This is a genomic window from Cyanobium sp. ULC065, assembly GCF_977927515.1.
Map to the genome: position 1 here is coordinate 1,470,951 of NZ_OZ376393.1, position 26,384 is coordinate 1,497,334.

Below are 26,384 nucleotides of genomic sequence, written 5' to 3' on the forward strand. Positions count from 1 at the left end.
TGTTGGCTGCTGTAGATGTGCCTCATATCCACGGCGCCATCAACATCCAACGCTGAGAGCTGGCTCGGCTGTATAGATTTGTCCTTGAAAGTTCTGCTGTGTATCCTTAACTCAACGGGCTTGCTTCGTCGCCGTGGATTCCATTGAAGATTAAGCGAGAAGCCTGTGGCGCATCGCTCGCGGCTTTCCACTGAACCGATGTCCGTGAATCTGCCCAGATCCATCGGACTGCAAGGGATCTGGACGAGTGCAGGGGTAATGGGCAAGCCCAGGTGATTCTGCCTTTGGCAGGTGGATCCCTCGGTCATGCGATGGCCAAGGCTCTCCACTCATCCAGTCAGTTCTGACCTGCGTTATGGGGGCATTCGTCTCGCGCGCTGACCAGTGCTCTGTCCAGCGCCAGGAGCCAGGTCTTCTAACTCCCACTATGATGATGCAAAAGACGCCGTTCAGACGGACCCGGCGTTTGAGGCAGTCTCTGAAGTAGTCAGATTCTGATCAGACTGATTCGATGGGTTGGTTGAAAGCCGCGCACATTTCAATGTCGGCAGCATTGTCCTGCAATGCCGCCGTTGTCATCGCCAGAGCAACCCTCTCAGACACATTGAACGTCGCGTTCAATGCACGTTGATATCACCAACCCCGTGCTGCCAGCAATGACCACCTCCGGTGTTCCGTGAAGCATCACACGAGAAACGTCCAGCAACTTGCCATGAATGCCATAGCTGCTCATTCCAGCCAAGCACCAACGAATCCAACCCTTACCACAAGCGAGCGACTTCGGATCATGCAACGTCAACCACGCCGCATCTCCATCACCATCAGCTATCAGGTGTTTCAAACACTCCTGAACCGTTCGGAACAGGAAGGGCGTTCCATGTCCAACCTCTGTGCCTTCCTGCTGGAGGAAGTGCTCCACCAGCAGAAGTCCACCGCCGCCCCCGCCGAGGCCCCTGTTGTGCAGCCTGGCGTGCTGAACAGAAGCCACGTGCGCTTCAGCCCTTACACGCCTGAGGCCGCGCCCACACACAATGGCAGCTTTCTCTGAACCTCGCTCCTTCGGCAGTGGAGCGGCCTGAGCCTGGCTTCAGGCCATCGCTTGGCGCTGTTGATGGGGAAGATCCAGGCAGTAGCCCACGCCATAGATCGTCTTGAGAAACTGGGGTCGGCGGGGATCCGGCTCGATCTTGGTCCTGAGGTGGCGGATATGGGTGCGGATGCACTCGATGTCATCGCCAGGGGAGTAGCCCCACACCTCCTTGAGCATCAACCCCCACGACACAGCCTGGCCGTGGCGCTGCAACAGGCAGTGCAGCAGCTCAAACTCCTTGCGGGTAAGCCAAACAACCTGATCGAACCAGAGCGCCTCCAGCTGTTCAGGACAGAGCCTGAGCGGCCCGTAGGACAGGATCTCCGGGGTGACCAAGGCCAGTGGCGTTTCCAGCTGGTGGCGCAGCAGGGATCGGATGCGCACGAACACCTCCTCCACCTCGAAGGGCTTGAGGACGTAGTCGTCGGCGCCGCAGTTGAAGGCCTTGAGCCTGTCTTCCTTGCTGGCCAGCGCCGTGAGCACCATCACCGGCACCCGTGCGGTGCGCCGGTCATGCCGCAGGCGCTGCAGCACCGAGAGGCCATCCAGCTTGGGCAGCAGCAGGTCGAGCACGATCAGATGGGGCTGGTGCTGCATGGCCATGGCCTGGCCGTGATGTCCATCATCGGCGTGAAGAACGCGCCAACCCACCTGCTCTAGCAACGGGGCCAGCACCTCAAGAACGTGAGGCTCGTGATCGATGATTTGGATCAGGGGCTGATCACGCAACAGGGAACATCAGCAAGACTTGTCACATGGTGCTGAATTTCAGCATCATGTGAACGGAATGTCCTGATAAAGAAATACTGAAGCTTCTGATTTGCTTATGTATGCAGCATGGGCGATTAGGACGGTAAATGCCTGCGGGGGGGGCATGCGTGCCAGCCGGTTGGTCAGTCGAGGAAGGCGAAGGCCTTCCTCACCCACATTGGGTGCTTGAGGGGCTGTGCTGGCCGGGTGCCGCATCCCCACGCGCTGGGGAGGAAGGAGCTCAACGTTCCGGTGGAGTGGGGCTGGCAGTGGGTGTTTCCACAACACCACCGCTGGTGCGATCCGGCCACGGGTGAACAGGGCCGACACCATCTCGATCCCAGCCTGATTCAGAAGGGCGTGCTTCCGCCATTCGTTTGCCACCCATCTGCTGGAGCGGGGCCAGGACATCCGTACGATCCAGGAATTGCTGGGGCATAAAGATGTGCAGACAACCACGATCTACACGCATGTGCTGAACCGCGGGCCCCTGGGCATCAGCAGTCCTACCGACCTTCTGTAACGGGTTGAACTGTCTTATACGGGTCCGCCGAAAACCTGGGCCCCCTGGTTGGAAACGCCTGGGAGCATTGATCTGCCCTGGGTTTGTGTTTCTTTGTCTTCAGTCCCTACCTCGCTTAGGCTGCACTGGGTAGGCGCAGCGTGTCTTTCACTGGGTCCGCCCTATCAGGGCTAGAAAGAACCCCAACGAAGAAAAACAATGATTCGAGGCGACCTTTCGAACCGGTTGATCCATTTGACATGTGGCCCAACGCTTCAAGCGGCTGCAGATAGTTTCAATCGATACTGAGTCAAGGATGTCTGCTGGGATCCAATAGACATATTCGCGGTGGATTCAACTACGTCTGTTTTAGCGAGGCGCCATTGGGGACCTTGACTCAGTCACTTGCAGCTCCAACTGAGAATGGGATGAGATATTCAGCATTTGGGGTAGTTGTAAGCAAGACATGGCTGTTTAATCAAGGAGGCAGGCCTGTTATTAATCAGGCCAATGAAGAATATGTTCAACTGCCAGATTCACTTAAGTACAGGCACGTTCGTTATGAGCCTCATCGAGGTATTGACCATGCCTGGGAGCGAGAATGGCGTATTCAAAACGGATCGCCTAAGCCTGTGCCCTCTCGCATGCCATGGCACTTTGTAGTTTTGGAGGACCTCGGAATCGTGGGTTTTGACGATTACAACCTTTAGGTAGTCAATTCAGTGAATGGTGTTCAGTTAATGCTAATATTTGGCAATAGGCCATCAGGCTGCATTCATGATGACCGGTAAAGATCTGCATGTTTGCTGCTCTAAGCATGCGATGACATGAGGACTTCTTCGCATGAGCTTTGAGTAAAGTCTTTCTAGCATCACGATTCACCTGAGCCGCCACCTTGAATTCTTCTTTTGCAAGCCCGGTATCCTGCGGCCAGGTGTGATGTGGATGGCTTTTACTGGACAGATTCGGCCCCTGACATCGTTAACCCCGGGCGGGAAGAACAGGGTTTGGTCTCAGTGTAGACCTCATGGGGAGTTTTGCTTCCCAATGCGCTGTGTGGTCTTACATGACCATACCTCCAGAAGAAGCGGGCCAGGCTGATCTCCGCCTCCCAGCCATCGCTGTAGGCACGCAGATACACCTCCTCATACTTGACGGTGCGCCACAGTCTCTCCACCAGGATATTGTCAAAGCACCGCCTCCTTCCTGACCAACTGATCTTGATGTCTTCTGCCTTGAGTCGTTGAACGAAGGCCGATGAGGTGAATTGACAGCCCTGATCGGAATGGAAGATCTGGGGCTTGCGGCCACTGACCAGGGCCATCTCCAGGGCCTCCAGGCAGAACTCCGTGTCAAGGCTGTTGGAGAGTTTCCAGCTGAGCACATGCCGTGAGAACAGATCGACAACGGCCACCAGGTACAGAAAGCCCTTCCGCATCGGAATGTAGGTAATATCCGTCGCCCAGACCTGATCTGGGGCCGTGAGCTGCTGGAGGTCCTCAAGGCAGGGAAAACGCTCGGATGGGCTACCAGGAACTGTCGTCCTTGGTTTCTGATAGATCGCCCGTAAACCCATGCGCTGCATAAGGTTTCGGACACGGTCACGGCTGATCGGGATACCGTCTCTGGCCAGATACTGCACCATCCGACGGTTACCGGAGGTTGGATCCTCCAGGTAACAGGCATCGATCCTGGCCATGATCCGCAGAGTGGACTCATTGACAGGCACGGGCTTGTAATAGAGGGTCGATCGTGCCAATCCGAGGAGTTCGCACTGGCGGCTAACCGTGAGCTCAGGGTGGTGATGATCGACCAGTTTGCGCAGTTCACGGGCGTCAGAGCAGCTGAGACTTTTTTTTCAGCCACTCCAGCTCCATTTGGAGCTTGCCGATCTGCTGGAACAGCTCAGCCTCCTTGGCCTGGCTTTCGTCCTTGGCCTGGGTCTTCTTGCCCCGGGTGAACAGGTCGCTGGCACCCTCCAGCAGCTGCTTCTTCCACTGGCTCACCTGAATCGGGTGCACCGAATGATCAGCGGCAATCTCCTGGAGCGTCTTGCGGCCACTGATCGCCTCCATGGCGACCTTGGCCTTGAACTCGGGGCTATGGGTGCGGCGTTTGCTCATGGGTGGGAGCCCCCTCTCAGGGGCGGTGCCCCGCCTCAGAGGTTAACGATGGACCCTGTCCAGAAAAGCCAGACCATCTCAGTGATCGTGAGCGTTCGGCAGCTTTAACTTTCTGAAGGCGATGGTATTTGAAGGCGATTTGCCACATTCATGGACATTTCCGATATCTTAGAAAAGGTAGGAGACAGTTGACGGAGCGGTTCTGCTGCGCGGCTTGCCGCCGCACAAGATGTTCAGCGTGACTGTGGCGTTCTTTATGGTTCCCTCTGGGACTGCTCCTCTGGGGAAGGATGTTTAGGTCGAGAAAGCTATGCTGCCAATTCCTTAGGCCAAAGCCCGATAATTACACCCAGACTACAGAGGGTTGACAATCCCATAAGCGTAGGCGCTAAAGACCACCTCTACTCAGTATCTAGCACTTCTCCGTTAGATAAAACCAGTGCTTATTGGGAGGGGTGTTGGGGTAGATAGATAACTTTGACCTTTGCGCCTTTGTCGTAGCTCGGACTCTCAGTCTTGTAGGTCTGACCATCTTTCGGTGCTTATTGCACAACGGGATAATGCTTGTCTTTCGGAGTATATACCGGTTCCAGGGCAATCACTCCAGTTGTGTATACGCCTTGGCTGAGAAACTGCGCTCTTTGATAGCCTGGATAGGCACTCAATACACCGATGAACACAAACAGTATCGGGAAGCCAAAAGGGGCAAGGCGATTCAGCCTGGGGATTTGACTAAACCAAAATCCCAGCACGCTAAACAAGGTGAGCGGAACAACTTGCAGACAAAGGGTAAAGGCCAGTAGCGACCAGAGTCCAGTAAAGGTTGCCAATCGTGCCCGAGACGTTCCGGGCAGATAGTAAATCCCCACGCGATCCCCCACAAATACACTGTCATCCTGAGCATCGGTTTCGAAGATCTGACCATTCTCAGTTGGGTATTGAACAACCCGAGTCCAGTAAGCCGAGATTGATGTTTTGTGGTTGAACCGGCTGCTGGGGTGGTATTTCATGGCAATTACAGTCCCTTCTGCCCTTCTTCCCAAGATCAGAAAAGGACCCGTGATGATGCACCGGATTCCCGGCAGCAGAAAGGTGTGCAAGGCTGCTTTGAAAAAAGGATTTTTGAGGAAGGGACGTTTGCGGAATGTCAGCATGAATCGATTTGACATTTTCCAGTATCGGTAGATGCCCTGTGCTAATCCAGACGAGATTAACTCAGTTGATTTTTTAGTTAAGCCGGGAGGCAATCTTGCTTAAGTGAAAATTGTCGTAACCTGCGGGATCAGTCAGGAAACATTAAGTCCTTTAGATGAGGAGATGTTGAGTGACTTGCGCGTACTACCCAGCGTGCCTCTTAAAAACCAGGGTTAAGGGAGTTGCCAGACAACGATTCCATCGGAGGTGAAAGTCGCCAGAAACTTACCATTGCTACTGAGGCTGGGTCGCCCCGCCCAAGCACTATCCTTGAAAAAGCTTGTGGTGGGCTTGCCTGAGTCCAGATCCCAGAGAGCAACCTGTTGCTCACTAAGGGGAGGAATTGTGGATACACGAGTCAGCAAGCCTTTCCTCGTCCAGACCATATCCTCGATTTTCCCTGTATGTTCAATTGTTTTGACCCGCTTCGCCTGTTGCCAGTTCCAGATCTGGAGTTGGTCGCCTGCCGCGACGATGAGTTGCTGAGCATCGGGGGTGAAGGAGAGGGTTTGAATTTCACGATTCCGATCTCCAATCAACTGAGCAATTCGTTTACCCGATTGCATATCCCAAATCTGAATCACACCATTATCTTCCTGTTGCCCAAATTCTCGAAAAGTTTTAGGCGAGAACGCCAGAAACCGGCGGTCAGAACTGATGGACAAAGAACGCTCAAGTCCACCGTAGGTATATTCCTCAAACTCGCCGGGAATGGTTTGTAACAACTTGCCGGATTGCATGTCCCAAATCTTGAGACCACGGGGCGAACTGAGCGTCAGCGTCACCAGTTTTTGATCTGCCGCAACTAACCCAAGTTCAGCTCCTGCAAATTGACGCACAATCTTTCCCGTCGGAATCTTCCGAATTTGCACCTCTGTAGCTGCAGCTGTGACGAGTTGCTGGCTGTCATCACTAAAGCTAACGTTTAATATGACATCCTTGCCATTTTCCTGGTTGTCAGGAATGGGTTTGAAGGCTTGCCGTAATCTTAATTGGGTGAGGTTCCAGACTTGGGTACCTCGATCGAAAGTGGCTACGGCTAATTGTTGGCCATCCAGGCTCAAGGCTATATCACTTATGGAGTTTTGGTATCCCCTAATTCGTGCCACCATCGGCAATTGATCATCAGCATTAGCCTCAGGTTTGTCAATGACAAGCTCGGAAGGAACCAGAAAGACATATATCGTAAGTATGACCAGGAGATACGTCAGGAGAATGCCCGAAGCTTTTATCTTCATTCCTGACTGGAGAATCTGTTGATTTTTCAATCCCAAAATGCTGCCCACAATCGGCCCAACCAGCAATAACGCTGCAAAGGAAAGCAAAAGCAGCAGACCACCCCAAGCAATCCCCTGCAAGTTGACGGCAAATGCTTCAATGGGCAACAGCCCAATCAACATTGTGCCAATAAATGCTCCATAGATCGCAGATGTAATCGCTGCGTTTCGGGGCGGTACTTTTGGTCTGGCTATCAAGCCTAGCAACCCACCGACAACACTGGCAATGACAAAACTAATAATCGTCATCCGCAGGAGTTTCGGCAACAAAATGTCAACAATGAAATCGGGATTGAAGTACATGATTGGTCAGAATAGAATGTTGATGACAAGAGGCTACGAATTGTATGACACTGTCTCGTCTCTTACAATAAACGAGCCAAACCTCGCGGCAAAGATTACCCAGTACCTGGGCTGAAGGTTGTCTTTATCGCGCTGCCGTCGCCGCCAGATTACCTGGCACGCCAGTGTGATCGCTGATCTTGTAGGGTGCGTTCCTTAATGCGACCCTTGCTACTCTATCGGTAGATTGCCGGGAACGCACCTTGCTCACGCATTTCTTGAAGCAAACGATCGCAGTATAATAATGCCCATGCACACCGACCGCCAAGAAGTATCTGTTGGAATTCAAGGGTTATCTGCGGCGGTTGATGGGCAACGTTAGGCTGTTGCAGAAAGGGTTATCTGAATGACGATGTTCCGTGGCGGCTGTCTATGTGGCGCCGTGCGTTATGAAACGACCTCTGATCCTTTGAACCAGAGGGTCTGTCACTGTAGAGCTTGTCAAAAAGTTATTGGCGCTGCTTTCAATGCTCGCGTACTCATGCGCATTGATCACGTTGCCATCTCTGGCCCAGTCAGCACATTTCACTCTTCAGAAACTCTAGAGCGGGGTTTCTGCTCACATTGCGGTTCAAGCATTTTCTCACGCCGTGTTTCTGCTGGAGTTATGGGCCTAACGGCCGGCAGCCTCGACGAGCCATCACTGTTCAAACCTGACATGCACTTTTGGGTATCCTCAAAACAACCGTGGCTGGAAATCACAGATAACCTGCCTGAATATCCAGAAGGGCCGCCATCTTTAGGTTATACGCTATGAGTGTTAACGGTAGTTGGCCTAACATTGCGTTTGTGGCAACATGCGCAAAAAACAGCGCAGTCAGCTCAGCTTCACGTTAGGCCGCAAAACCTATGCCTCTCGCCGCTCGAACCGTTCTTGAAGACTGTAGGCAAGCAGCCCCCCTATTCACGCCGGGGCTCCAAGGCAGACAGTGGCGCATCGCTTACATGGCATATGTGGCACTTCTGCGTGCTGATTACCACGTGCTCAAGAGCAAAGACGCTGCTATCGATCCCGCATTCCGAATCAAGTTTGAGACTTGGGATTCAAAACTCTTTGCATCGAAACCCGCTCCCGAAATCTATTGGGAATTTATTGTTAGTGAGAGGAATCTGCTCTTGAAGGAGTATCAATCTCTCGCTGGCCAGGGTGTTACTGTCCCTGGTGTACAGATTGAGGTAAGCTTTTAAACTGGAGAGCAAAGAGTCACTCGCTTGGGAGAGTTAGAGCACCACTACACAATGAATGGAGTGGTCTTTGCTGGAAGGGACCAGCGGGAACTGATAGCAGCGGCAATTGCTTGGTGGGAAGCGCAACTTGATTCATTGGAGGCAACACCATGTGCGCCCTAACATCAAGATCCAGTTGTCGGGCTTAGAAATGCTCGAGAAGTAGACAGAGCTTCTTCCCGCCGCTGATCGCCTCAATAAAGATTCAGGCCTTCTGGGGAGAGGACGGGGACGACTGACGTGCCCGGGCGACCGCCTGAAGGCTCTACAGATTCTCGACGAGGGTGTTGCCGATGGTGCCCGTGCCAGTGAGCTGGCTCTGCTCCTGGGCGTTGGCCTCACCACGTTGCAGCGTTGGCGACGCCAGTTCGTCGCTGATGACGACGGTGTAGACCGGCGCAAGGGCAGCCACCGCCATGTGGCTCACCGCCTCAGTGAGGAGGAGCGACGGCGCATCCTGCTCACCTGCAACGAGCCCGAATTCGCCGCGTTGCCACCGGGGCAGATCGTGCCGGCCCTGGCGGATCGCGACTTGTCTATCGGCTCAGAACGCAGCTTCTATCGGGTACTCCACGCTCACGGTCAAGCCCACCGGCGGGGACGTGCCCGGCCTCCACAGGAACCAACGCCAGTGCCACGCCTACGGGCCACTGGCCCCAATCAAGTGTGGAGCTGGGACATCACCTACCTGCCTACCAACGTTCGTGGAATATGGCTGTACCTCTACCTGGTGATCGACATCTGGAGCCGCAAGGTGGTGGCCTGGGATGTCGCCGAGCGAGAAGACCCAGCCATTGCAGCCGATCTGATAAGCCGGGCCTGCCTCAGAGAGCGGATCAGTAAACGGCGCAAGCAACCGCTGATTCTCCACGCTGACAACGGCAATGCCATGCGTGCGGCCACGTTGGAGAGCCGGCTGGAGGAGTTAGGGGTGCTGCGATCGTTCTCGCGGCCACGTGTCAGCAACGACAATCCGTACTCCGAATCCCTGTTCAGGACGGCCACATACCGTCCTGACTACCCGAGCCGGCCGTTCGCCAGTGTGGAGGCGGCCAGCCAATGGGTGGTGGCGTTTGTGGACTGGTACAACCAACGGCACCGGCACAGCGGGATCAAGTTCGTGACTCCCCACCAGCGCCACTGTGGAGATGCCGTGGACATCTGCCGTCAACGCGCTGTCGTCTACGAACAGGCCCGCCAGCGCAATCCAAGGCGGTGGTCACGATCGTCTCGGTGCTGGCGTCAGCCAGAGCTGGTCTGGATCAATCCGCCGCCAGCCGAAATCGAACTCAAGCCAGCTACGTTGTCGATGGCTGCCTGAACAGCAGCATGGGCGTCATCTTTCCTGGCAGTCACCGGCGCCGCGTTGCTCACCAAGCTCCGGCTTAACATGAACACCGCTTTCAGCCGCGCGGAGCACCGGGCCCTTGGCCTGGAGGCCATGCTGCCCCTGGGAGGTTTTGCCCCAGATGAAGACCGCAGCCACTGCCTGGAATCTGGCCATTCATTTCAGCATTCGTGAAGACATGGCTGCCTATTGCAAAGCATCTCTAGGTGATACTGCTCGTGCCAAAGGCCTGACACAGATTGCAAGGGAAGCTGGACTGGGTCGCGAAAGTCTCTATACGGCACTCTCCTCTAGCGGTAATCCCGAACGTGGAACTGTCTTGAAGGTTGGTTCGGCACTCGGGCTTCAACTGCATGCCAGTCCTGCTGTTGAAGCAGAGACGGCTGTTAAACAATGCCACTCACCCGGCCCGCCTCCACATGACTCTTGACCGACGCTCGAGATCACAGCGGCCAGGTGAAGGCAATCGTTCTAACGACGGAGCAGTAGCGCCATGAAAGTGATCCTTCTGGGAAACGCTGGAGCAGGGAAGAGTACCTTGTCGAGGCTGTTGCTTGCGAAGCGACCAGCCGCTCGACTATCGCTGGATGAGGTGGCGTTCCTTGGCGGCGCTGAAAGACGGCCACTTCAAGATAGTATCGAAGATGTAAGGTGTTGGATCTTACGGCATTCCAGCTGGATCATCGAAGGCTGCTACGCGGACATTATTGAGCCTGTATTGGTCTACTGCGATGAACTGATCTTCCTGAACCCTGGGGTAGATGTATGCGTGGCCAACTGCCGCTCGAGACCTTGGGAGCCGGAGAAGTTTCGTTCCCGAAAGGAGCAAGATGAGAACTTGGACAACCTGATCCAATGGGTTCGTTCCTATGAGAAGCGTTCTGATGAGTACGGTCTTCCCAGGCATCGAGCCCTCTACGACTCTTTTGATGGCATGAAATCTGAGTTTACGAAGCTATGCCAGTATGAAACGGTATGGCAAGACCATTCATCCAAGCTGTAGCAGGGTTGCTGCCTGGATCCGCAAAGTTCTTGCGGTTTGGTGATGGCCGCCGTTTGGCCGCATCGTTTGCCAGGTGATTTTGAGATAGGCTTCTGACATTCTCTTTCCCAGTACACGGAGTCGTCGAGATGAGGTCGTCAAGCCAACATTGTCTGGGACTGGCCGTTGCCGCTCTTGTTGCGAATGCGGCCACCACTGCATCGGCTCAGACCTTCCAGATGACCACGCCAATACCACCCGGAGTGGCCACTCCTGACCGGTTAGAGACGTCGATCGGCCCGTTGAACCTCATCGATGGTTTCCCACAGCCAGATACCATCGAGAAGATCTACGACAACCTGGATCGCTCCCGCGCGTTACAGGCCTACCTGCTGGCCATTCCGATTGTGAATCAGGCCGGTATGCGTGAATCGTTGCGCAAATTTGGCCCCGAGAACACCACCAACGTGATCTGGGAGAACCTGGTGGATCCCAGAACAATAGAACTCACGGCCAACGACAACACGGTATACAGCTTTATCTGGCTCGACACCAAGCAGGGTCCCCTGGTGGTCGAGGTTCCACCCAAGGTGCTGGGTGCTGTCAATGACTTCTGGTATCGCTGGGTGGCCGACATCGGCATCACGGGGGCCGACAAGGGCGCGGGCGGCAAGTACCTGTTCCTGCCACCGGGGTATCAGGGCGCCATCCCGCAAGGCTATGTCGTGGTCAAACCCAAAACCTTCGGCAACTGGCTGTTCTTCCGCTCCTTCCTGGTGGATGGTTCCACCAAGCCAGGGGTGGAGTCGGTGAAAGCGAACCTGAAGATCTACCAACTCTCCGAGGCTGCCAACCCTCCGGCGGTCAAGTTTGCCAATGCCTCAGGCGTGCCAGCCAATTTCGTCGCCCCTGGCGACTACTCCTTCTGGTCGCTGCTCAACCAGGTGATTCAGGAGGAACCTCCCACCGGCGCTGACCCCACCACGTTGGGACTGTTCGCCTCGATCGGCATTGTCAAAGGCAAGCCCTTCAACCCCAACGAGCGCTGGAAAGCCATCCTCATCGACGCTGCCAACATCGGTGCCGTGACGGCACGAACCCTGGCTCTCAAGATTCGCGAGCCGGAAGCCTATTTCTATCCCAACAGTTCCTGGCGGTTGCCCTTCTTCGGTGGATACAGGTTCGAAGTTTCCCCAGGTGTGGCCAACCTTGATGGTGCGATTTTCTATTACTACTTCGCCACCGGTGTGACGCCGGCCATGGAAGAAAAGATTGTCGGCAAGGGCTCCCAGTATCCCTGGGCCGCGTTGGATTCCAAGGGCGATCGCTTCGATGGCGGCAAAACCTATCGGTTGCGCCTGCCGCGCAACGTTCCCGTGGCCGATTTCTGGTCTGTGATCGTGTACGACACGCAGACCCGTTCCATGCTGCAGACAGACCAGAAAGCACCGAGCGTCAGCAGCCAGGACAAGGGCATCAAAACCAATGCCGACGGTTCTGTCGATGTCTGGTTTGGCCCAAAGCCCCCTGTTGGATTCGAGAAGAACTGGGTACAGACCATTCCTGGCAAGGGCTGGTTCACGCTTCTGCGCCTCTATGGTCCGTTGGAGCCCTGGTTCAACAAAACCTGGCGGCCAGGTCCAATCGAATTGCAGAAGTGATTCAGCGATCAACGTCATCGACTCGTCGTGATCACCATTGGCTCGGGCTGCCTGAATGGCAGTTAGGGAGTGTGAATCCTCCCGAACGACACTGCTGTGGAATGTGTCGTGTCTGCCCTTCATGCAGGCCACAGGCTCGGAATGAATGGACAGCTACTGTTGAACGACCTGATCGGATCGAATGGAACGGTGGTTGGTGATGATCCCGGCCACCATAACTACCATTCCTGACACTGTGGCCAAGCCGACTGGTTCTCCCAACAGCACAGACGCGCTTCAGTTGATCACCCTGTTCCGCCGCCTTCAGCATGGCCGCCCCTGGCAGCATCAGGCCGATGGCGATCAGGCTCAGACTGAGCCAGAAGGGTTGAGACTGGCAACACGAGCGCGAACAACAGGGTCAGGCTGATCACCGACAGGGATTCGAGGGTGAAGTAGTAAGCGATAGGGCCGATGAACAGACCCAGGCCAGCATCGATGATCAGCAACCACCGGTCCGTCGCGTTCAGTTCACCAGCTGAGCCACGAAAAAGGCGTTGCAGAAGCTGATCGGGTTTTCCCCATGCACCGGGTGGGTGGTGCCATAGGTCTGCAGGGCTTTGAGAACTGTGGCATCCCGCCCTTCGAGCAGCACGTACAGGCTGAGCGACAGAACGTGCCGCCAATCCAGATCCTTCAGTTCCAATCCGCAGCTCCGCGGCTCCTGGGCAAGCCGAAACCATGCAGGGCCCTGCCTCCATGGTGATCGCCCAGGCAACTCCCATGGCCATTCACAGGAGCTTCCGCATGGCCGAAGCGCCTGTTAATGGCCGCTTCACCATCATCAAGAAAGCCGGCAAGCAGTTGCTTGTGATAATCAGCGACTTCAAGACCAAGGAGACAGCCCCCGACCTGAAAGTGGTCTTCAGCCCATCAGCAGCCCCATTGGCAAGCACCAAGGCCCCCAGCTTTCCGCTCAAAGCCGGCAGCTACACAATCCTCGCCCCGCTTAAATCCGCCTCCGGCGCCCAGAGCAATGTGATCCCCTCCTCCATTGACCTCAGCCAGCCGGGGTCGGTGCTGATCTGGTGCGAGGCCTTCAACGCCACAATGGCCTGGGCACCCCTGAAGCCCTGAGCCATGCAGGCCGTCGACTGCCTCTGGCTGCTTCAATCGGCCCTGTTGTCAGTCGCACGTCTGGGGCGGCATTGGGCTCGCGGGCCTGATGCTGTTCTCTGTGGCCTGCCGTGCTGAGATCCACAACCACCTGCGCTGGCGCCGGTTGCATGTCAGTGCCAACGTGCTGGCCACCCTGATCTTTCTGGCCCAAGGGATCAGTGGACCCTGGGATCTGCTGGAGATCCCGCTCAGCTGGGAACAGCCCACCTCTCCACTCTGGACAATGTGCGCCGTAGGTTGAGGCAAAGCCCCCTTCCCAAGGGCTCCTTCTCGTGACCTCAATCACAAAGCCATTCGCCTTTGCAATGTCACGAGATATCGTCGCACTTTCATCATCTAGGCGGGACTGGACACCTGGAATTGCCGCGGCACCTCATAGTGGAGCTCAGCAAAGGCCTCGCCCAAGGCACGCGCCGAGGTGAGCCTCAGGGGTGGGAAGGCGATCTGCCGCGGTAGGAGCGGCGAGCCCTGCCCCAGGGTCACTGAGGCCACCTGAATGATCAGTTCATCAAGCAGGCCAGCATCGAAGAACTGCGCAGCCAACTCGCCGCCTCCGGCAACCCAGATGTTCTTCCCCGCCGCTGTGGCCACCATCTGTTCGTGCACGTGAGTGACAGTGCCTGACACGAAGCGCAGATCGGCATTCCGCACGGTGGGCAGCTTGCGGCTCGAGAAGACCCACGTGGGCTGTTGATAGAGCCAGGGCTTTTCTTCTGGTGTTCCCGCTTTGATGTGATGATCCAACAGCCACGCATAGGTGGATGAGCCCATGACGATCGCACCAACCTCAGCAAGAAAATCTTCGTAGCCTGTACCTTCGGCTTCTCCGAACTGAAGCAGCCAGTCCAGGGAGTTGTCCTTGGTGGCAATGAAGCCATCCAGGCTGGAGGCGGAATAGTACTGAGTTTTCACTGGCGGGTTGACGATGTTGATGATCAAACTCATAGCGGAGGACAAGCGAGCTTGATCACATCGGTTGCCTTCCGTTGCAGCATGCTGGTTCTAGAAGGCTGAGCGTATTGCTCTGAGGGCCACATCTGCTCTAGGTCAGAGTCTTGATTGCGTCTTGAGCAACCAACTTGAGCAACCAAGGAAAAGCCTTCTGTCGCCCTCACCATCTCTAGAGTATCAGAGTCTCTGGCCAAGTTGGCTGATTCTGGCATTGCCCGATAAGGTCGATAGTCCTGCCGGGGATGTTGCTGCCAGCCTCACACTAGATGAGATCAAAGATTCCCTAAGTGTACTCACGGGCTGGGATTATGTGGAAGCTATCACTTACACCCACCAGCCCGACGGGCTCGCCCACGCTGATATAACTCTGGCGATAGAGATCGATTCGATCGAAGGTGCCCCCAGCTTGTGTCGAAAGAGTTAGGGGGGCTCAATCAGCCACGCCAAGTCGGAATTCCTCCCTCTAACAGGGTGCCACGCTGACGCCAGATGGCCTCAGGAGTGACAGAAATCCCGTGCTCAAAGGCTAGATGGGCCGCTTCCTCTGTGGTGGTCGTCCCAGACAGCGCATTGGCAAAGCTTTGATCTTGTTGCAATAGCGTCTTGAGTTGATGCAGGGCGTCTTCGTTCGAAGCAGTGGCAGTGGTGTTCAGTAGGTCGCAGGTGGCCATTGGGCCCCTATCTCGAAGTAATCCCATCCTAGGAACGTTGACTCTGGGATGCATCACGTGATGTGGTGAGGTTTTGGACGAGCAGCTACGGCGGTCGGCTGACCTTGCAGCTTTCCTGACCATCAGTGGTAGCAAGGGGTGTGATGCCCAGTGACTCAGCTGCGCGTACTGGCTCAGCACAGTCAGACCATGCCCGCCTCCAGTTTTCTGAGAGCTGGTGGGTAGGCAGGCCGCTCTCCACTGCTGGAGGATCTCCAGGGGCGTACGCCCCTAGCTGTGTTTCCCTACCAGGTTGTTCATGCCTGCAGCTGAGCAGGCAGCTGCAGGGTGGCCTCCTCCCCCAGTAGCTGCTCGATCAGAAGAAGAACTTCACACCGGCTTCGACGCCATTCTGGTTGATGTTGAAAGCGTTTTCAGGATCCTCTCCATTGCTTCCCCCCAGGTGCAGATAGCGCCAGGAGATGTTGAGCTGGGTGGAGTTGCCGATGGCATAGCCCACCCCCAGCTGCGTGTTCCAGGAGTAATCATCGGCGTTGTTGACCCCGAAGCCGCCGACGTCGGCGCGGGCGAACAGCCTGAGGCGCGGGGAGAGAAACAGCATGGCCTGGGTGCCCAGCAGGGGCTGAGCCACAGTGCTCCCGAACGACTGTTGTGGTTGAAGGTTCAAGCCCTCAAGGGTTCTGGATCCCTCCAGGCGCGGCCCTCGGAAGGTGAGGGTTCGGCCGGGCCCGCTGCTTTGCACGGCCAGGTTGTACTGCATGTTCACGAACCGCACGCCCGCGTAGGGGATGACAGCGAAGCTGCCGGCGCGGGCCACGGCCGATTCCCGATCGCCGAAGCGATAGCGCAGGGCCAGGTCGTAGATGCCTTGAATGTTGCTGATGCTTGCAGCGACGCTGCGTTGGCTGTCAGGGGTGAGGGTGAGGCTGCGGCGGCCGAGCGGGCCTTCGATCGAGCGTGTTGTGATGTCCTGCAGCCTGCCTTCTTCCCCGGCCACGGAGACGTAGCTGATATCGGTGAGGAGGCCGATGCGGCCGTACTCCACACTGCCGCGGATGGAGGCCACGCCGGTGAGCGCCTTCAGCACCTGGCCGAGGTTGAGATCCAGTTCGGTGTCGAAGCCTTTGACGGTGGTGGAGCCGGTGGTGCGCAGCGGCGCGAATCCATAGAGCTCCACGCTGCCGGCCCACGGCGATGGTGCGCCTTCGCTGGCCGCCGGGTCAACGGAGCCTGGTTCAAGCTGGGCCGTCTCACTCAGACCCGTATCACCCTGAGGTTCTTCACCTTGAGCTGGGTCGGCCTGAACGGATGCCCTCAGGATCGGCCCCATCAAGCTGGACGCCGCCGTAGCCGGCTCAGCAGCTTTCGCCACAGAGGCCTCGAGGACGCCACCCAGAGCAGCGATCAGCCACACAGCGCTGATCCGCTGCAGCGGAAGCGCTGAACGAACAGCTAAAGCGCGAAGCAGGCACCAGACCATTGGCGGAAGGGAAGGGAGTGACATCACCTGCTTGAGGCCGGTGTGAGAAGGCTTTGAACAGCCAGAGCATCCCACAACGGGGCGGGACGGCATCGACGGGATGCGCGATTCGAAGGGGCGGCGGCTGTGGCCGTTCCGGCGGGTAGAGCTCATCGGCCACCCATTCCGCCGGCGATCAGCAGCACCAGGGCCACCAGGCCGATCAGGGTGAGGGCCAGGGCCGTCGCCGTGGCGATCGAGGCCTTTTCGATGTAGATGAAATTGTCATGCTTCAAGCGCCGCACCACCCTGCGGTGCTGACGCGTGGCCGCCGCCATGGCCACGATCCCCGTGACCACAAACCCGATCGAGATCAGGCGCACGCTGATCTGCACATGGGAGCTGCCCTCGAAGCGGCTGGCCTCAATCGCTCCGATGATCTTGTCGAGACCGAAGCCGAAGCTGATCAGCGAGAGGCAGGTGCGGATCCAGGCCATCAGCGTGCGCTCCGCCGCCTCCCGGTTGCGCTCCTTGGCCAGTTCGTTGGTGAGGTTCATGGGGTGGTAGGTAGCGAGGACGGGCTGATCAGGATTTCGGCTGGAGCGGCAGGCCTGGCTGCAGCCGCCGTTCAGCCTCCAGTTCCCTGGCGAGGAACACATTGAGGAAGGTGCGGATCACGGCCACCGTTGCCAGTTGGATCAGGTTGCTGTCCGTGGGAGCTGTGGTGGTGGCCACAATGTCGGCACCAAGCTGAAACTCCAGCGCCATCGACAGCCAGCTGCCGAAGCTGAGGCGAATCGCGTTGGGGGGGCGGCGCCCGCGATGGGCCAGCACGGGCAGGAACGGCAGGGCCAGGCGAAAGGTGGCGATCATGCCGGCCACCACGCAGAGCACTGACAGTGCTTCCAGGCTGAGGCGAACGACAGTCGCCAGACCCTGCAGCAGGGCCTCGGAGGATTCAAGCCAGGGCATCTATGGGGCGGCGAAGGGCACCGACTGCCTCTGGCGTTGCCAGCGCAGAAAGGGAATCGACAGCAGCACGGTGACCACGAGGTAGGCCAGCACCGCGAGTTTCAGGCCGGGAATGTCGCTGCCGTAGGTCGTCGCGAACAGCAGGGCCAGGCCCGGGTTCCGCATGGAGGTGACCAGTGCGATCGTGACGCGTTCCCGGGGCTCAGGGCCAGCGATCCCGTAGCCGATGGTCAGGGACGCCAGCACCATCACCGCCATGAAGGGCAGAGCCAGCAGGTTGGCGCCCACGAACGCGACCAGCAGGGGCAACGACTTGACCAGCACCAGCACAATCAGCAGCAGCAACAGGCCATTGGCCAGCTTGTCGAGAGGACCGGACAGCCGCTCTGCCAAGCCAGGCCGCCAGCGCCTCAGCGTCAGGCCCGCCAGCAGGGGCAGCACCTGGCTCTTGCCCACCTGCAGGGCTACCGTCTTCGCCGTGATGTCCCAGCCGGATACCCCGAAGGAGGACTGGTACAGATCGGCGATCAGCGGAATCGACACGATTGCCGCCACGGCCACACAGGCCTGGAGCACAGCGGCCAGCTCACGGTCGCCGCCGACCTTGCCCGCCTTGCGCAGGGTGAGAGGAGCGCTTGGGGAGGCCGCCATCAGGGCGATGCCGATGCGGGCCGGTTGGGTCAGGGCCAAGCTCAGCGGCAGCTTCATCAGCAGCAGGGCGACAAGGGGCACCAGCACACAGGAGCCGATCAATACCCGGATCACCAGGGCGGGTCTTCGGCTCAGGCGAACGATCGCCTCTCCGGTCAGACCCACTCCCAGAGCGAACATGATCGTGAACAGGGCGGCGCTGACGATCAACAGGGAGGGCTGGCCCATGGCATCAGATGGCAGGAGACATAGATGGAGCTGGCTGGATGGAAAGACATCGAGCTAGCTGGATGGAAACTGGGCGGTTCAGAGGCAAGTGACTGATGTTCAACCGCTCGGATCCAAGCTGGTTCCAGTGAGATCAGCCTCCTGGAACACAGCGCCGGTAAGGATGGCGCCGCGGAGATCGGCCTTGGTGAGGATGGCGCGGGTGAAATCGGCCTGGCTGAGGTCCGCGCCGGCCAGATTGGCTTCGCTGAGATCGGCCTCCGTGAAGTTGGCCCCTTGCAGATCCGAACCTTGCAGATTCGCTTTCCGCAGCACCGTCTTGCTGAAGTTGCCGCCTCGCCAACGGCTGAACGGAATCTTGATGCCCTCCAGGTTCGTGGCCTGCAAATCGAAATCGTCCTGCCAGATGCCATCAGAGCACAGATCTTCAAGGGCGCGGATGCGTGCCAGGCTGAATCTGATGCCAGCCTCCTGCTGCGCCAACAACAGCGAGAGTTGCTCGTGATGTTCTCTCTCCTTGCGACGACCCGCCTCCAGGATGTAAACGAGACCCGCTGTGACGATGCTGAACGACTCCACATTGTCAATGCTGATGACGTCCAGGAAATTGCTGGTCAGGCAGTGCTCGCTGGGTTCGGCTCCATGGCAGTTGTCGAAACGATTGACGAGAGACAGCAACACAAAGGACAGGGTTGCTGCCATCAACAGCCTGAATCTGAAGGAGCGATCCAGCAACAGGAAGAACGGTGACTCGCGGCGGCGCTGCTGACGGGTCAGCCAGGTGGATCGTTTGGGCAGTGTCATCGGAGCAGGGATCACCTTGCGGCAGGCGTCAGCCAAGGGGTGGAAAGCAGCGGACTGAATCGGATGGCGCCATGGCGTCAGGGCCGCACGATGCAGCGAAAGCCCATGTGGCCGGTGGAGGTGTCGATGCCCTGGGCCATGCGCGCCGCCGGCCGGTAGCGACGGCAATAGCTGGGGGCACACAGAAACGAACCGCCCTTCACCACCTTGCGGGGCATCGTTCCGTGCTGGCTGGTGGCATCGATGCTGGCCTCCCGGGCGGCAGCCGCTTCGGCGCAGCAGCCGCTGCTCCCCTCAGCCGGTAACGCCCCATCGGCTTGGTGCGGGTGGAGGCCGTACCAGCTATCGGTCCACTCCCACACGTTGCCGATGCAATCGAGCAGCCCGAAGCCGTTGGCAGGAAAGGCGCCCACCGGCGATGTGCCGGCATAGCCGTCCAGCAGGTTGTTGTGGTGGGGGAAGTCGCCCTGGAAGGTGTTGGCCACCGGCCGGCCCACCGGGTGCAGCGCATCCCCCCAGGCGAACTCGCAGCCTTCACGGCCGCCCCAGGCGGCCCGCTCCCATTCGGCTTCGCTCGGTAGCTGCTTGCCGCACCAGGCGGCGTAGGCGGCCGCATCCTCATGGGCCACATGCACCACCGGATGCTGCGGGCGGTTCCTGATCGAGCTGCCGGGGCCCTCCGGGTGGCGCCAGTCGGCGCCGGGGATGTACTGCCACCAGCGGTAGGGATCGCCCGTTCCCACCGGCCCGGGCGGGGGCACGAACACGATCGAGGCGGGCGCCAGCCGCTCTGGTGGCGCCTCGGGGTAGAGGGCCGGATCGGCCGGCCGCTCGGCCAGGGTGCGGTGGCCTGTGGCCTTCACGAACTTGAGGAACTGGGCGTTGGTGACCGGGGCACGGTCGATCCAGAAGCCCTCCAGCGCCACCCGGTGGGCCGGAGCCTCCTCCGGGTAGTGGTGGTTGGAGCCCATCAGGAACGTGCCCGCAGGGATCCAGGCCATGTCCCGCGCCGGCGGTCGCCCCGGCCGGAGAGCCGGGGCAGGGGAACGGTTCGAGACCATGGCGACTCCGCGGAACGCTGCGTTGTTCAGTGGCCGCCGCTGGCTGCGGAGGTCATCTTCGCCATCACCTCCTCCAGGGAGAAGCTCGCCGCCTTCTGGCGGGGCGGATAGGCCTGGAAGGTGGCCAGGAACCGCCCAACGATCACCTGGGCGGGCACCAGCGCAAAGGCATGGTCCAGCATCCAGTCCCAGTAGGTGTTGGAGGTGATGTCGGCCCGCTCGTAGGGATCGGTGAGCAGGTTGAAGATCTTCGGCAGCCGCAGGGTCACGAAGGGTTCGGCCCAGATCTGGCAGGTGCCGGCCTGACGCTGCTCCATGAACACAAACTTCCAGTTGTCGTAGCGCAGGCCGGTGAGATCGCCGTCGTCGGAGAAATAGAAGAATTCAACCCGGGGGCTCTTGTCGCTCTGGCCGGTCCAGTAGTCGAGCATGTTGTAGCCGTCCAGATGGATCTTGAAGGTCTTGTCTCCCACCTGGTGGCCCGAGAGCAGCTTGTCCTTGATCTCCGGTTCCCCTGCCGCTGCCAGCAACGTAGGCAGCCAGTCGAGGTGGCTGACGATGCCGGTGTAGAGCGTGCCGGGCGCGATCTTCCCAGGCCAGCGCACCAGCGCGGGCACCCGGTACGCACCCTCCCAGTTGGAATTCTTCTCGTTGCGGAAGGGGGTCATGCCGGCATCGGGCCAGCTGTTCATGTGCGGCCCGTTGTCGGTGCTGTACATCACGATCGTGTCATCAGCGATGCCCAGCTCATCGAGCAGGTCGAGCATCTCGCCGATGCAGTTGTCGTGATAGATCATCACGTCGTGGTATTCCGACTGCCACCGCCCTGACTGGCCCAGATCCTGGGGCCGGGCATGGGTGCGGAAGTGCATGTGGGTGGTGTTGAACCACACGAAGAACGGTTCACCGGAGGCCACCGTCTCCCGGATGAAACGCTTGGCCTCGGCCATGAACTCCTCGTCGCAGTTCTCCATCCGCTTCTTGGTGAGCGGCCCGGTGTTCTCGATCCGCTGGGTGCCATCACCGTTGGCCCAGCAGTGCAATACTCCGCGGGGGCCGAAGTTCTTCTGGAAATCGGGGAAGTCTTCCGGCTTGGGGTAATCGCGCAGCTCCGGTTCCTCCTCAGCATTGAGGTGGTAAAGGTTGCCGAAGAACTCATCAAAGCCGTGCATCGTCGGCAGATGTTCATCCCGGTCGCCGAAGTGGTTCTTGCCGAACTGGCCGGTGCGGTAGCCCAGGGGCTGGAGCAGTTCGGCGATGGTGGGGTCCTCGGCGCGATAGCCCTGTTCGGCGCCCGGCAGGCCCACCTTGCTCAGGCCGGTGCGGAACACGCTCTGGCCGGAGATGAAGGCGGCCCGCCCGGCGGTGCAGCTCTGCTCGGCGTAGTAGTGGATGAAGCGCCCGCCCTCCTTGGCGACACGGTCGATGTTGGGGGTCTGATAGCCCATCAGTCCATCGCTGTAGCAACTGAGGTTGCTCTGGCCGATGTCATCGCCCCAGAGGATCAGGATGTTGGGTTGTCCGTTGGGCATGGGAGGTGGAGGCTGGGGGTGAGAAGGCGGGCCGGGGCTGGAGAGGGACGCCGCCCCGGCACGCTGATGAACTCAGCTACAACCTGCCGCCCATGGCAGGGTGGGGCCACTCAAAAAGTGCAGGCTTCGATGGCTCCGCTCCACAGGTTCGAGGCTGTTGAAGAGCTCGAAACCCAGCTGCGAGCGGCGGGCCTGGATCTGCGCCTGCTTCAGCTCTCCAACGGCAACCTCAGCGGCCACCTGGTCACCCGCCAGCTCGGGCCGCTGCGGTTGCTGCGGCTTCAGGTCAACCGTTGTCTGCACGTGGCTGGCGGCAAGCCACGCGACCAACGACTGATGGCGCTGAACCTGGTGTCCGACCGCAACGCGCCACCCCTGCGGGCCCACGGCACGGCCATCGGTTCGGATGCGTTGTTCGGACTGGATCCCCTGGCGGACGTCCATCTCTCCACGCCTGAGCGGATGGACCTGGCCGTGGTGATGGTCAACCCCGGCATGCTGACGCGTTGGAGCAGCGGCAAGGGGAGCCTCGATCTGGGATCGGCGCCCTTTCGCTTCAATGTGCTGCCCATTGACGCCGCCAGCCGAACGCCGCTCCAGCGCTGGTTGCTCAATCTGCTGCCCCTCCATTCGAAGACACCCTCTGCTCCAGCACCGTCAGAACCTGAAGGAAGTGCAGAGGGTCTCCTCCCACTGCTCGTTGACGCGCTGGAGCAGGGCCTCCGGCAACAGGGCTGGCCCGACCGACCGCCGGCGCGGATCGAACTTGTCAAGCAGGTGCAGCGCTGGACGGAGGAGCATCCGCTGGAGCCGATCAGCCTGGAGGCGCTCTGCCGTGAGATGTATGTGGGGCGACGCACCCTGATCCAGGGGTTCCGGGAGCACCTGGGCATGGGCCCGATGGCTTACTTCAAGCTGCAGCGGCTGCATGGTGTGCGCCGCGGGCTGCTGGAGGCCCAGCCGGGCAGCGCAACGATCTCAGGGCTGGCGGCCTCCTGGGGCTTCCTCAATGCGGGGCATTTCGCCCGGGATTACCGCCGGCTGTTCGGGGAGCTTCCCAGTGCCACGCTCTCCAGCCGCCGCGGGTTGGCTCGCGGGGAGCACGGCACAGCGCTCGACCACTCCCTCTCCTGACCCCGTTGCCGCTGGTGGGGCCGCGAACACGCTGGCCCAGTCGTTGCGCATGCTCACCACCGTCCAGCCCCGCAGGGGCGCCTCGCTCAAGGCCCGATCGAGACGGCCGAAGGCCGACTCCCGGTCGTAGGCCACCTCCCGCTCGGCGTCGTCGTGGTGAACGATCACTCCCAGCCGTTGCCCCGGCTGGCTGGTGACCCACTCGAGCATCTCCAGATCGCCGTCGGAGTTGCCGAAAGCGGCGACCGGCCTGCGGCCGATCAGCTGCTCGATCAGGACCGGCTTCATGGCCCGATCGGCGATGGTCTGCATCTTGCTCTGGCGCTGGATCACCGGCAAACCGCCCTCGCGGGCATAGGTGGTGACGACGCTGGAGCCGATCACCTGCTCCGGAGGGATGCCGTAGACCTGCTCGGCGAACACCCGCATGAACTCCACGCCGCCGGCCGACACGATGTAGGTGCGGAATCCATTGGCACGCAGGTGCTGCAGCAGCTCCTGCATCGGCTGGTAGGTGAGGTCGGTGTAAGGCCGCTGCATGGTCGGGTGGCAGGCGCTGTCCAGCCACGCGCGCACCTGATTGCGGAACGCCTCCGTGCTCATGCCGGCATGGGTGATCCCCACGAGTTCCAGAAGGCCCTTGATGCCCATGGGGAGCACGGCCTCCCCGTTGCCGGTAGCGGTTGCGGCGGCGATGACCGGGTTGGCGTCGAGTTCGGGGTGACGGGCCACCAGGGCGCGGGCCCGCTCGATCGCGAAGGCCAGCTGCACGTACATCGGCTGCTCAGGCCAAAGCGTGCCGTCGTTGTCGAAGACGGCGATGCGCTCCTCGGGTGGCAGATAGCTCTCCCCCCCCGGCTGGCTGACGCTGGCGACGAAAGACAGGATCCGCGATCGGGTGGCACCGTCCCGCCAGGACGGGAGCGGCTGCGTGGACCCTGCAGGGCTGGCCTGGTTCGCCATGGCGGGCGCCAAAGGGGCCATCATCGCCACAGCGAGCAGGCTTGCCGCCGCCGTGGTCAGGACTTCTTTTGCCACCAGCATCGCTCCCCGAAACTCCTTCCCTGCCAACCACTCTGGGGTGTTGCTGGGGGCGTACGGGCTGGTCGGATCCACCACCCAGGTGTTCCAGGCTTGAAGGGGCAGGCTTGCTCTCAAGCGGCGTTGAGGAGAACCGCGGCCGCTTCCCTGGCGTGGATGGCAGCTCTGGAATCGCGCTCTAGGAAGCACAGCACCAGGGCACCCTCCAGTAAGAGGTGAAGTTGTGAGGCGAGGCGCTCTGGATCAGCGACGCCCAGGTCGCGGCATTGCCCTGTCAGCAGCTCCCGGCAGCCGGCCTTGAAGGCTTCCGCGGCTTGACGTGGACGATCACCTGCGTCGGGGTATTCGCTGGCCGCTTTGATGAACAGGCAGCCGTGGAAGGTGGGGGAACGCACCCAATCGGCCAGCCAGTCGAACACCGCCAGGACCCGGCCATGGCTTCGTCCCTTTGCCTGCGCGAGGCGGGTGGTGAGGCTGCTGGTGATCTGGCCGGCCAGGCGCTCGAGCACGGCGGCGATCAGCTCTTCCTTTGAGCCGAACTGCTTGTACAGGGTCATCTTGGCCACGCCAGCTTCAGCGAGCAGCGTGTCGATCCCCACGGCCCGGTAGCCCTGGCGGGCAAACAGCTCCTGTGCCGCGTTCAACAAGTCTTCGCGCTTGGCCGAGGCCCTGGCCGTACGGGTTCTGTCTGGTGCTGGCTTGGTGCTGGTGGCCTTCTCAGCCATGGCGGTAACGATCTGGACCAACCCTAGGCGATAGACAGAACAGTCTGCTAACTTTCTGGTGTTCAGACAGGTCGGTCTACTTCTGCTGGGCCGGGTTTCGGTTCTGTTTCGGGGCCTTGCCTCTCCCCTGCTTCTGCGCGCGCCTCCACCCCACTGCTCGCTTCACCATGCTTCGTCTCCACGGCCATGAACTCTCCGGCAACAGCGCCAAGGTGCGCCTCCTGCTCGACCTTCTTGGCGTGCCCTACGAGTGGGTGCGTGTCGATCTGATGAAGGGAGAACACAAGCAACCCCCCTTCCTGGCGCTCAACCCCTTCGGCCAGGTACCCGTTCTGGAAGAGGGGGCCAGCACCCTTTCCGACGCCCAGGCGATCCTGTACTACCTGGCAGCCCGACAAGGGGATGGTCAGTGGCTTCCCGTCGACCCTTACGAGCAGGCCAAGGTGGTGCGCTGGCTCTCCACAGCCGCCGGTGAGGTACGGCAGGGCCCCGAAAACGCCCGCCTGTTTCACCGCTTCGGGGTGAAAAGCCTTTCGATCGAGCGCGCCCAGGAGAAGTCCAGCTTCATCCTCGGACAACTCGACCGGCACCTGAGCGATCGCCAGTGGCTGGAGCTGGAACGTCCGACGATCGCGGACATCGCTGTGTTCCCCTACATCGCTTTGGCAGGAGAGGGGGGGATCGATCTCACGCCCTATCCCAATGTCCTGGCCTGGATCCGGCGGATTCAGGCGTTGCCGGGCTACGCCCCGATCGCGGGCCTTGATGCAGAGCTGAGCCTGTAGCCATGACCGAGCACTACCTGCATCGCCATCTCACGCCAGCGGTGGCAGCGGCCCAGCTTCAGGCCTACGGGCAGAGCCAGGCTGGCCCTATGGCACCGCAACCGGATCGGCTGGGGGCACGGGAGGTCGCCTTCATCAGCGCCCGCGACAGTTTCTATCTCGCCAGCCTCACCGAATCAGGCGCCCCCTATATCCAGCACCGAGGTGGGCCGGTGGGCTTCCTGCGGGTGATTGATGAGCGCACCCTGGGATTTGCCGATTACGCCGGCAACAGGCAACTGCTCACCACCGGTCATGTGCGGGCCGATCCACGGGTGGCCCTGTTCCTGATGGATTACCGCGCCAGGCGACGGCTCAAAATCGATGCTGAGGCTGAAGTGGTTCCGCTTCACGTGAATCCAGCGCCGAACCAGGCGACGTGGCTGCGCCCGCAGGATGCTGAGGCCGGTGCAGTGGAGCGCCTGTTTCGCCTCAAGGTGGTGGCCTTCGACTGGAACTGCCCCCAATTCATCACGCCCCGGTTCACGGCAACAGACGTGGAGGAGCGGGAACGGGCTCTGCGCGAGCACATCGCCACCCTTGAGCAGCAACTGCTTGAACGTCAACGCCCCGCAAGGGATCAAGGCCAACAAGGAGAGGAACTCCGGGATGGCTGATGGCGCCACGATGACTGCCGGCAACATGGCCGTCCAGCCACTGGCCCATCGGTAAGCGGT

Annotated in this window: 28 protein-coding genes and 2 pseudogenes; 12 read left to right on the forward strand and 18 right to left on the reverse strand. The window is 59.6% G+C overall.

What is annotated here, in order from left to right:
* Positions 1-676 precede the first annotated feature (676 nt).
* Positions 677-1,048, forward strand: coding sequence for a hypothetical protein (locus ACXMDP_RS07185; protein ID WP_457767178.1), 372 nt, complete (start codon positions 677-679; stop codon positions 1,046-1,048).
* A gap of 39 nt (positions 1,049-1,087) precedes the next feature.
* On the opposite strand, the gene ACXMDP_RS07190 is transcribed toward ACXMDP_RS07185, so the two are convergent.
* Positions 1,088-1,819, reverse strand: coding sequence for a response regulator transcription factor (locus tag ACXMDP_RS07190; protein ID WP_457767179.1), 732 nt, complete (start codon positions 1,817-1,819; stop codon positions 1,088-1,090).
* A 439-nt stretch (positions 1,820-2,258) separates the two neighbouring features.
* Here ACXMDP_RS07190 and ACXMDP_RS07195 point away from each other — a divergent pair, with 439 nt between their 5' ends.
* On the forward strand, positions 2,259-2,363 hold the full coding sequence (locus tag ACXMDP_RS07195; RefSeq protein WP_457767211.1) for a hypothetical protein: 105 nt from the start codon (positions 2,259-2,261) through the stop codon (positions 2,361-2,363).
* Between the two features lie 931 nt (positions 2,364-3,294).
* Here ACXMDP_RS07195 and ACXMDP_RS07200 read toward each other — a convergent pair.
* The 4 genes from ACXMDP_RS07200 to ACXMDP_RS07215 form a co-directional block, all read right to left on the reverse strand.
* Complete coding sequence (locus ACXMDP_RS07200; RefSeq protein WP_457767201.1) at positions 3,295-4,167, reverse strand: IS3 family transposase; 873 nt, start codon at positions 4,165-4,167, stop codon at positions 3,295-3,297.
* Between the two features lie 10 nt (positions 4,168-4,177).
* Complete coding sequence (locus ACXMDP_RS07205; protein WP_457766750.1) at positions 4,178-4,465, reverse strand: transposase; 288 nt, start codon at positions 4,463-4,465, stop codon at positions 4,178-4,180.
* Positions 4,466-5,007: 542 nt separating this feature from the next.
* Positions 5,008-5,619 carry a hypothetical protein gene (locus tag ACXMDP_RS07210; protein WP_259729672.1) on the reverse strand — a complete coding sequence of 204 codons (612 nt, stop codon included), beginning with the start codon at positions 5,617-5,619 and terminating at the stop codon, positions 5,008-5,010.
* Between the two features lie 213 nt (positions 5,620-5,832).
* Positions 5,833-7,239 (reverse strand): WD40 repeat domain-containing protein, encoded by a 1,407-nt coding sequence (locus tag ACXMDP_RS07215; RefSeq protein WP_259729671.1) that lies wholly within the window; start codon positions 7,237-7,239, stop codon positions 5,833-5,835.
* Positions 7,240-7,630: 391 nt separating this feature from the next.
* On the opposite strand from ACXMDP_RS07215, the gene ACXMDP_RS07220 reads away from it, so the two are divergent.
* The 5 genes and pseudogenes from ACXMDP_RS07220 to ACXMDP_RS07240 all read left to right on the forward strand — a co-directional run bounded on the left by ACXMDP_RS07220 (position 7,631) and on the right by ACXMDP_RS07240 (position 12,496).
* Positions 7,631-8,035 (forward strand): GFA family protein, encoded by a 405-nt coding sequence (locus tag ACXMDP_RS07220; protein WP_457767212.1) that lies wholly within the window; start codon positions 7,631-7,633, stop codon positions 8,033-8,035.
* 783 nt (positions 8,036-8,818) lie between these two features.
* Positions 8,819-8,893: pseudogene (locus ACXMDP_RS07225) on the forward strand (hypothetical protein); the annotation flags it as partial.
* A gap of 30 nt (positions 8,894-8,923) precedes the next feature.
* Positions 8,924-9,826: an IS3 family transposase gene (locus ACXMDP_RS07230; RefSeq protein WP_457767180.1), complete on the forward strand. Its 903-nt coding sequence runs from the start codon at positions 8,924-8,926 to the stop codon at positions 9,824-9,826.
* 148 nt (positions 9,827-9,974) lie between these two features.
* On the forward strand, positions 9,975-10,283 hold the full coding sequence (locus ACXMDP_RS07235; RefSeq protein WP_311134129.1) for an addiction module antidote protein: 309 nt from the start codon (positions 9,975-9,977) through the stop codon (positions 10,281-10,283).
* 854 nt (positions 10,284-11,137) lie between these two features.
* Positions 11,138-12,496 carry a DUF1254 domain-containing protein gene (locus ACXMDP_RS07240; RefSeq protein WP_259729670.1) on the forward strand — a complete coding sequence of 453 codons (1,359 nt, stop codon included), beginning with the start codon at positions 11,138-11,140 and terminating at the stop codon, positions 12,494-12,496.
* A gap of 284 nt (positions 12,497-12,780) precedes the next feature.
* On the opposite strand, the gene ACXMDP_RS07245 is transcribed toward ACXMDP_RS07240, so the two are convergent.
* Positions 12,781-12,984: a hypothetical protein gene (locus ACXMDP_RS07245; protein ID WP_259729669.1), complete on the reverse strand. Its 204-nt coding sequence runs from the start codon at positions 12,982-12,984 to the stop codon at positions 12,781-12,783.
* Between the two features lie 17 nt (positions 12,985-13,001).
* Entirely contained in the window at positions 13,002-13,181 is a 180-nt protein-coding gene (locus tag ACXMDP_RS07250) for a hypothetical protein (RefSeq protein ID WP_259729668.1), read from the reverse strand.
* A 77-nt stretch (positions 13,182-13,258) separates the two neighbouring features.
* Here ACXMDP_RS07250 and ACXMDP_RS07255 point away from each other — a divergent pair, with 77 nt between their 5' ends.
* On the forward strand, positions 13,259-13,612 hold the full coding sequence (locus tag ACXMDP_RS07255; RefSeq protein WP_259729667.1) for a DM13 domain-containing protein: 354 nt from the start codon (positions 13,259-13,261) through the stop codon (positions 13,610-13,612).
* A gap of 88 nt (positions 13,613-13,700) precedes the next feature.
* Complete coding sequence (locus ACXMDP_RS07260; RefSeq protein ID WP_457767181.1) at positions 13,701-13,895, forward strand: DUF4079 family protein; 195 nt, start codon at positions 13,701-13,703, stop codon at positions 13,893-13,895.
* Between the two features lie 95 nt (positions 13,896-13,990).
* Here the strand turns inward: ACXMDP_RS07260 and ACXMDP_RS07265 are convergent, their stop codons facing one another.
* From ACXMDP_RS07265 to ACXMDP_RS07305, 9 genes are all read right to left on the reverse strand, one after another.
* Positions 13,991-14,599 carry a dihydrofolate reductase family protein gene (locus tag ACXMDP_RS07265; protein ID WP_259729666.1) on the reverse strand — a complete coding sequence of 203 codons (609 nt, stop codon included), beginning with the start codon at positions 14,597-14,599 and terminating at the stop codon, positions 13,991-13,993.
* A gap of 440 nt (positions 14,600-15,039) precedes the next feature.
* Positions 15,040-15,276: a hypothetical protein gene (locus ACXMDP_RS07270; protein WP_259729665.1), complete on the reverse strand. Its 237-nt coding sequence runs from the start codon at positions 15,274-15,276 to the stop codon at positions 15,040-15,042.
* A gap of 355 nt (positions 15,277-15,631) precedes the next feature.
* A complete protein-coding gene (locus ACXMDP_RS07275) occupies positions 15,632-16,606 on the reverse strand; it encodes a hypothetical protein (protein WP_457767182.1) in 975 nt (324 codons plus the stop codon).
* Between the two features lie 299 nt (positions 16,607-16,905).
* Positions 16,906-17,292 (reverse strand): YidH family protein, encoded by a 387-nt coding sequence (locus ACXMDP_RS07280; protein ID WP_259729663.1) that lies wholly within the window; start codon positions 17,290-17,292, stop codon positions 16,906-16,908.
* Positions 17,293-17,320: 28 nt separating this feature from the next.
* A complete protein-coding gene (locus tag ACXMDP_RS07285; protein WP_259729662.1) occupies positions 17,321-17,707 on the reverse strand; it encodes a DUF1622 domain-containing protein in 387 nt (128 codons plus the stop codon).
* Complete coding sequence (locus ACXMDP_RS07290; protein WP_259729661.1) at positions 17,708-18,586, reverse strand: bile acid:sodium symporter family protein; 879 nt, start codon at positions 18,584-18,586, stop codon at positions 17,708-17,710.
* A gap of 99 nt (positions 18,587-18,685) precedes the next feature.
* The gene (locus ACXMDP_RS07295) at positions 18,686-19,390 is read right to left on the reverse strand and encodes a pentapeptide repeat-containing protein (protein ID WP_259729660.1); all 705 of its coding nucleotides are present in this window, start codon (positions 19,388-19,390) and stop codon (positions 18,686-18,688) included.
* Positions 19,391-19,467: 77 nt separating this feature from the next.
* A complete protein-coding gene (locus ACXMDP_RS07300) occupies positions 19,468-20,391 on the reverse strand; it encodes a formylglycine-generating enzyme family protein (protein ID WP_259729659.1) in 924 nt (307 codons plus the stop codon).
* Positions 20,392-20,477: 86 nt separating this feature from the next.
* Entirely contained in the window at positions 20,478-21,983 is a 1,506-nt protein-coding gene (locus tag ACXMDP_RS07305) for an arylsulfatase (protein ID WP_259729658.1), read from the reverse strand.
* An 840-nt stretch (positions 21,984-22,823) separates the two neighbouring features.
* Between ACXMDP_RS07305 and ACXMDP_RS07310 the strand changes: the two are divergent.
* Positions 22,824-22,994 (forward strand): annotated as a pseudogene (locus ACXMDP_RS07310) (helix-turn-helix domain-containing protein); the annotation flags it as partial.
* On the opposite strand, the gene ACXMDP_RS07315 reads toward ACXMDP_RS07310, so the two are convergent.
* Both ACXMDP_RS07315 and ACXMDP_RS07320 read right to left on the reverse strand, forming a co-directional pair.
* Entirely contained in the window at positions 22,962-24,155 is a 1,194-nt protein-coding gene (locus ACXMDP_RS07315) for an HAD family hydrolase (protein ID WP_457767183.1), read from the reverse strand. The pseudogene ACXMDP_RS07310 and the gene ACXMDP_RS07315 sit on opposite strands and share 33 nt — an antisense overlap.
* A 116-nt stretch (positions 24,156-24,271) precedes the next feature.
* Positions 24,272-24,805 (reverse strand): TetR/AcrR family transcriptional regulator, encoded by a 534-nt coding sequence (locus ACXMDP_RS07320; protein ID WP_457767184.1) that lies wholly within the window; start codon positions 24,803-24,805, stop codon positions 24,272-24,274.
* A gap of 245 nt (positions 24,806-25,050) precedes the next feature.
* On the opposite strand from ACXMDP_RS07320, the gene ACXMDP_RS07325 reads away from it, so the two are divergent.
* Positions 25,051-25,668, forward strand: a complete 618-nt coding sequence (locus ACXMDP_RS07325; RefSeq protein WP_259729655.1) for a glutathione S-transferase family protein — start codon at positions 25,051-25,053, stop codon at positions 25,666-25,668.
* A gap of 2 nt (positions 25,669-25,670) precedes the next feature.
* Complete coding sequence (locus tag ACXMDP_RS07330; protein WP_259729654.1) at positions 25,671-26,324, forward strand: pyridoxamine 5'-phosphate oxidase family protein; 654 nt, start codon at positions 25,671-25,673, stop codon at positions 26,322-26,324.
* The last annotated feature ends 60 nt before the right edge of the window (positions 26,325-26,384 follow it).

What these genes read in the sequence shown, in the direction of transcription:
- ACXMDP_RS07205 (WP_457766750.1), bottom strand. Translation starts at nt 4,465, where the DNA reads ATGAGCAAACGCCGCACCCATAGCCCCGAGTTCAAGGCCAAGGTCGCC.
- ACXMDP_RS07210 (WP_259729672.1), bottom strand. Translation starts at nt 5,619, where the DNA reads ATGCTGACATTCCGCAAACGTCCCTTCCTCAAAAATCCTTTTTTCAAA.
- ACXMDP_RS07215 (WP_259729671.1), bottom strand. Translation starts at nt 7,239, where the DNA reads ATGTACTTCAATCCCGATTTCATTGTTGACATTTTGTTGCCGAAACTC.
- ACXMDP_RS07220 (WP_457767212.1), top strand. Translation starts at nt 7,631, where the DNA reads ATGTTCCGTGGCGGCTGTCTATGTGGCGCCGTGCGTTATGAAACGACC.
- ACXMDP_RS07235 (WP_311134129.1), top strand. Translation starts at nt 9,975, where the DNA reads ATGAAGACCGCAGCCACTGCCTGGAATCTGGCCATTCATTTCAGCATT.
- ACXMDP_RS07255 (WP_259729667.1), top strand. Translation starts at nt 13,259, where the DNA reads ATGGCCATTCACAGGAGCTTCCGCATGGCCGAAGCGCCTGTTAATGGC.
- ACXMDP_RS07260 (WP_457767181.1), top strand. Translation starts at nt 13,701, where the DNA reads ATGCTGTTCTCTGTGGCCTGCCGTGCTGAGATCCACAACCACCTGCGC.
- ACXMDP_RS07265 (WP_259729666.1), bottom strand. Translation starts at nt 14,599, where the DNA reads ATGAGTTTGATCATCAACATCGTCAACCCGCCAGTGAAAACTCAGTAC.
- ACXMDP_RS07270 (WP_259729665.1), bottom strand. Translation starts at nt 15,276, where the DNA reads ATGGCCACCTGCGACCTACTGAACACCACTGCCACTGCTTCGAACGAA.
- ACXMDP_RS07275 (WP_457767182.1), bottom strand. Translation starts at nt 16,606, where the DNA reads ATGGGGCCGATCCTGAGGGCATCCGTTCAGGCCGACCCAGCTCAAGGT.
- ACXMDP_RS07280 (WP_259729663.1), bottom strand. Translation starts at nt 17,292, where the DNA reads ATGAACCTCACCAACGAACTGGCCAAGGAGCGCAACCGGGAGGCGGCG.
- ACXMDP_RS07285 (WP_259729662.1), bottom strand. Translation starts at nt 17,707, where the DNA reads ATGCCCTGGCTTGAATCCTCCGAGGCCCTGCTGCAGGGTCTGGCGACT.
- ACXMDP_RS07290 (WP_259729661.1), bottom strand. Translation starts at nt 18,586, where the DNA reads ATGGGCCAGCCCTCCCTGTTGATCGTCAGCGCCGCCCTGTTCACGATC.
- ACXMDP_RS07295 (WP_259729660.1), bottom strand. Translation starts at nt 19,390, where the DNA reads ATGACACTGCCCAAACGATCCACCTGGCTGACCCGTCAGCAGCGCCGC.
- ACXMDP_RS07300 (WP_259729659.1), bottom strand. Translation starts at nt 20,391, where the DNA reads ATGGCCTGGATCCCTGCGGGCACGTTCCTGATGGGCTCCAACCACCAC.
- ACXMDP_RS07305 (WP_259729658.1), bottom strand. Translation starts at nt 21,983, where the DNA reads ATGCCCAACGGACAACCCAACATCCTGATCCTCTGGGGCGATGACATC.
- ACXMDP_RS07325 (WP_259729655.1), top strand. Translation starts at nt 25,051, where the DNA reads ATGCTTCGTCTCCACGGCCATGAACTCTCCGGCAACAGCGCCAAGGTG.
- ACXMDP_RS07330 (WP_259729654.1), top strand. Translation starts at nt 25,671, where the DNA reads ATGACCGAGCACTACCTGCATCGCCATCTCACGCCAGCGGTGGCAGCG.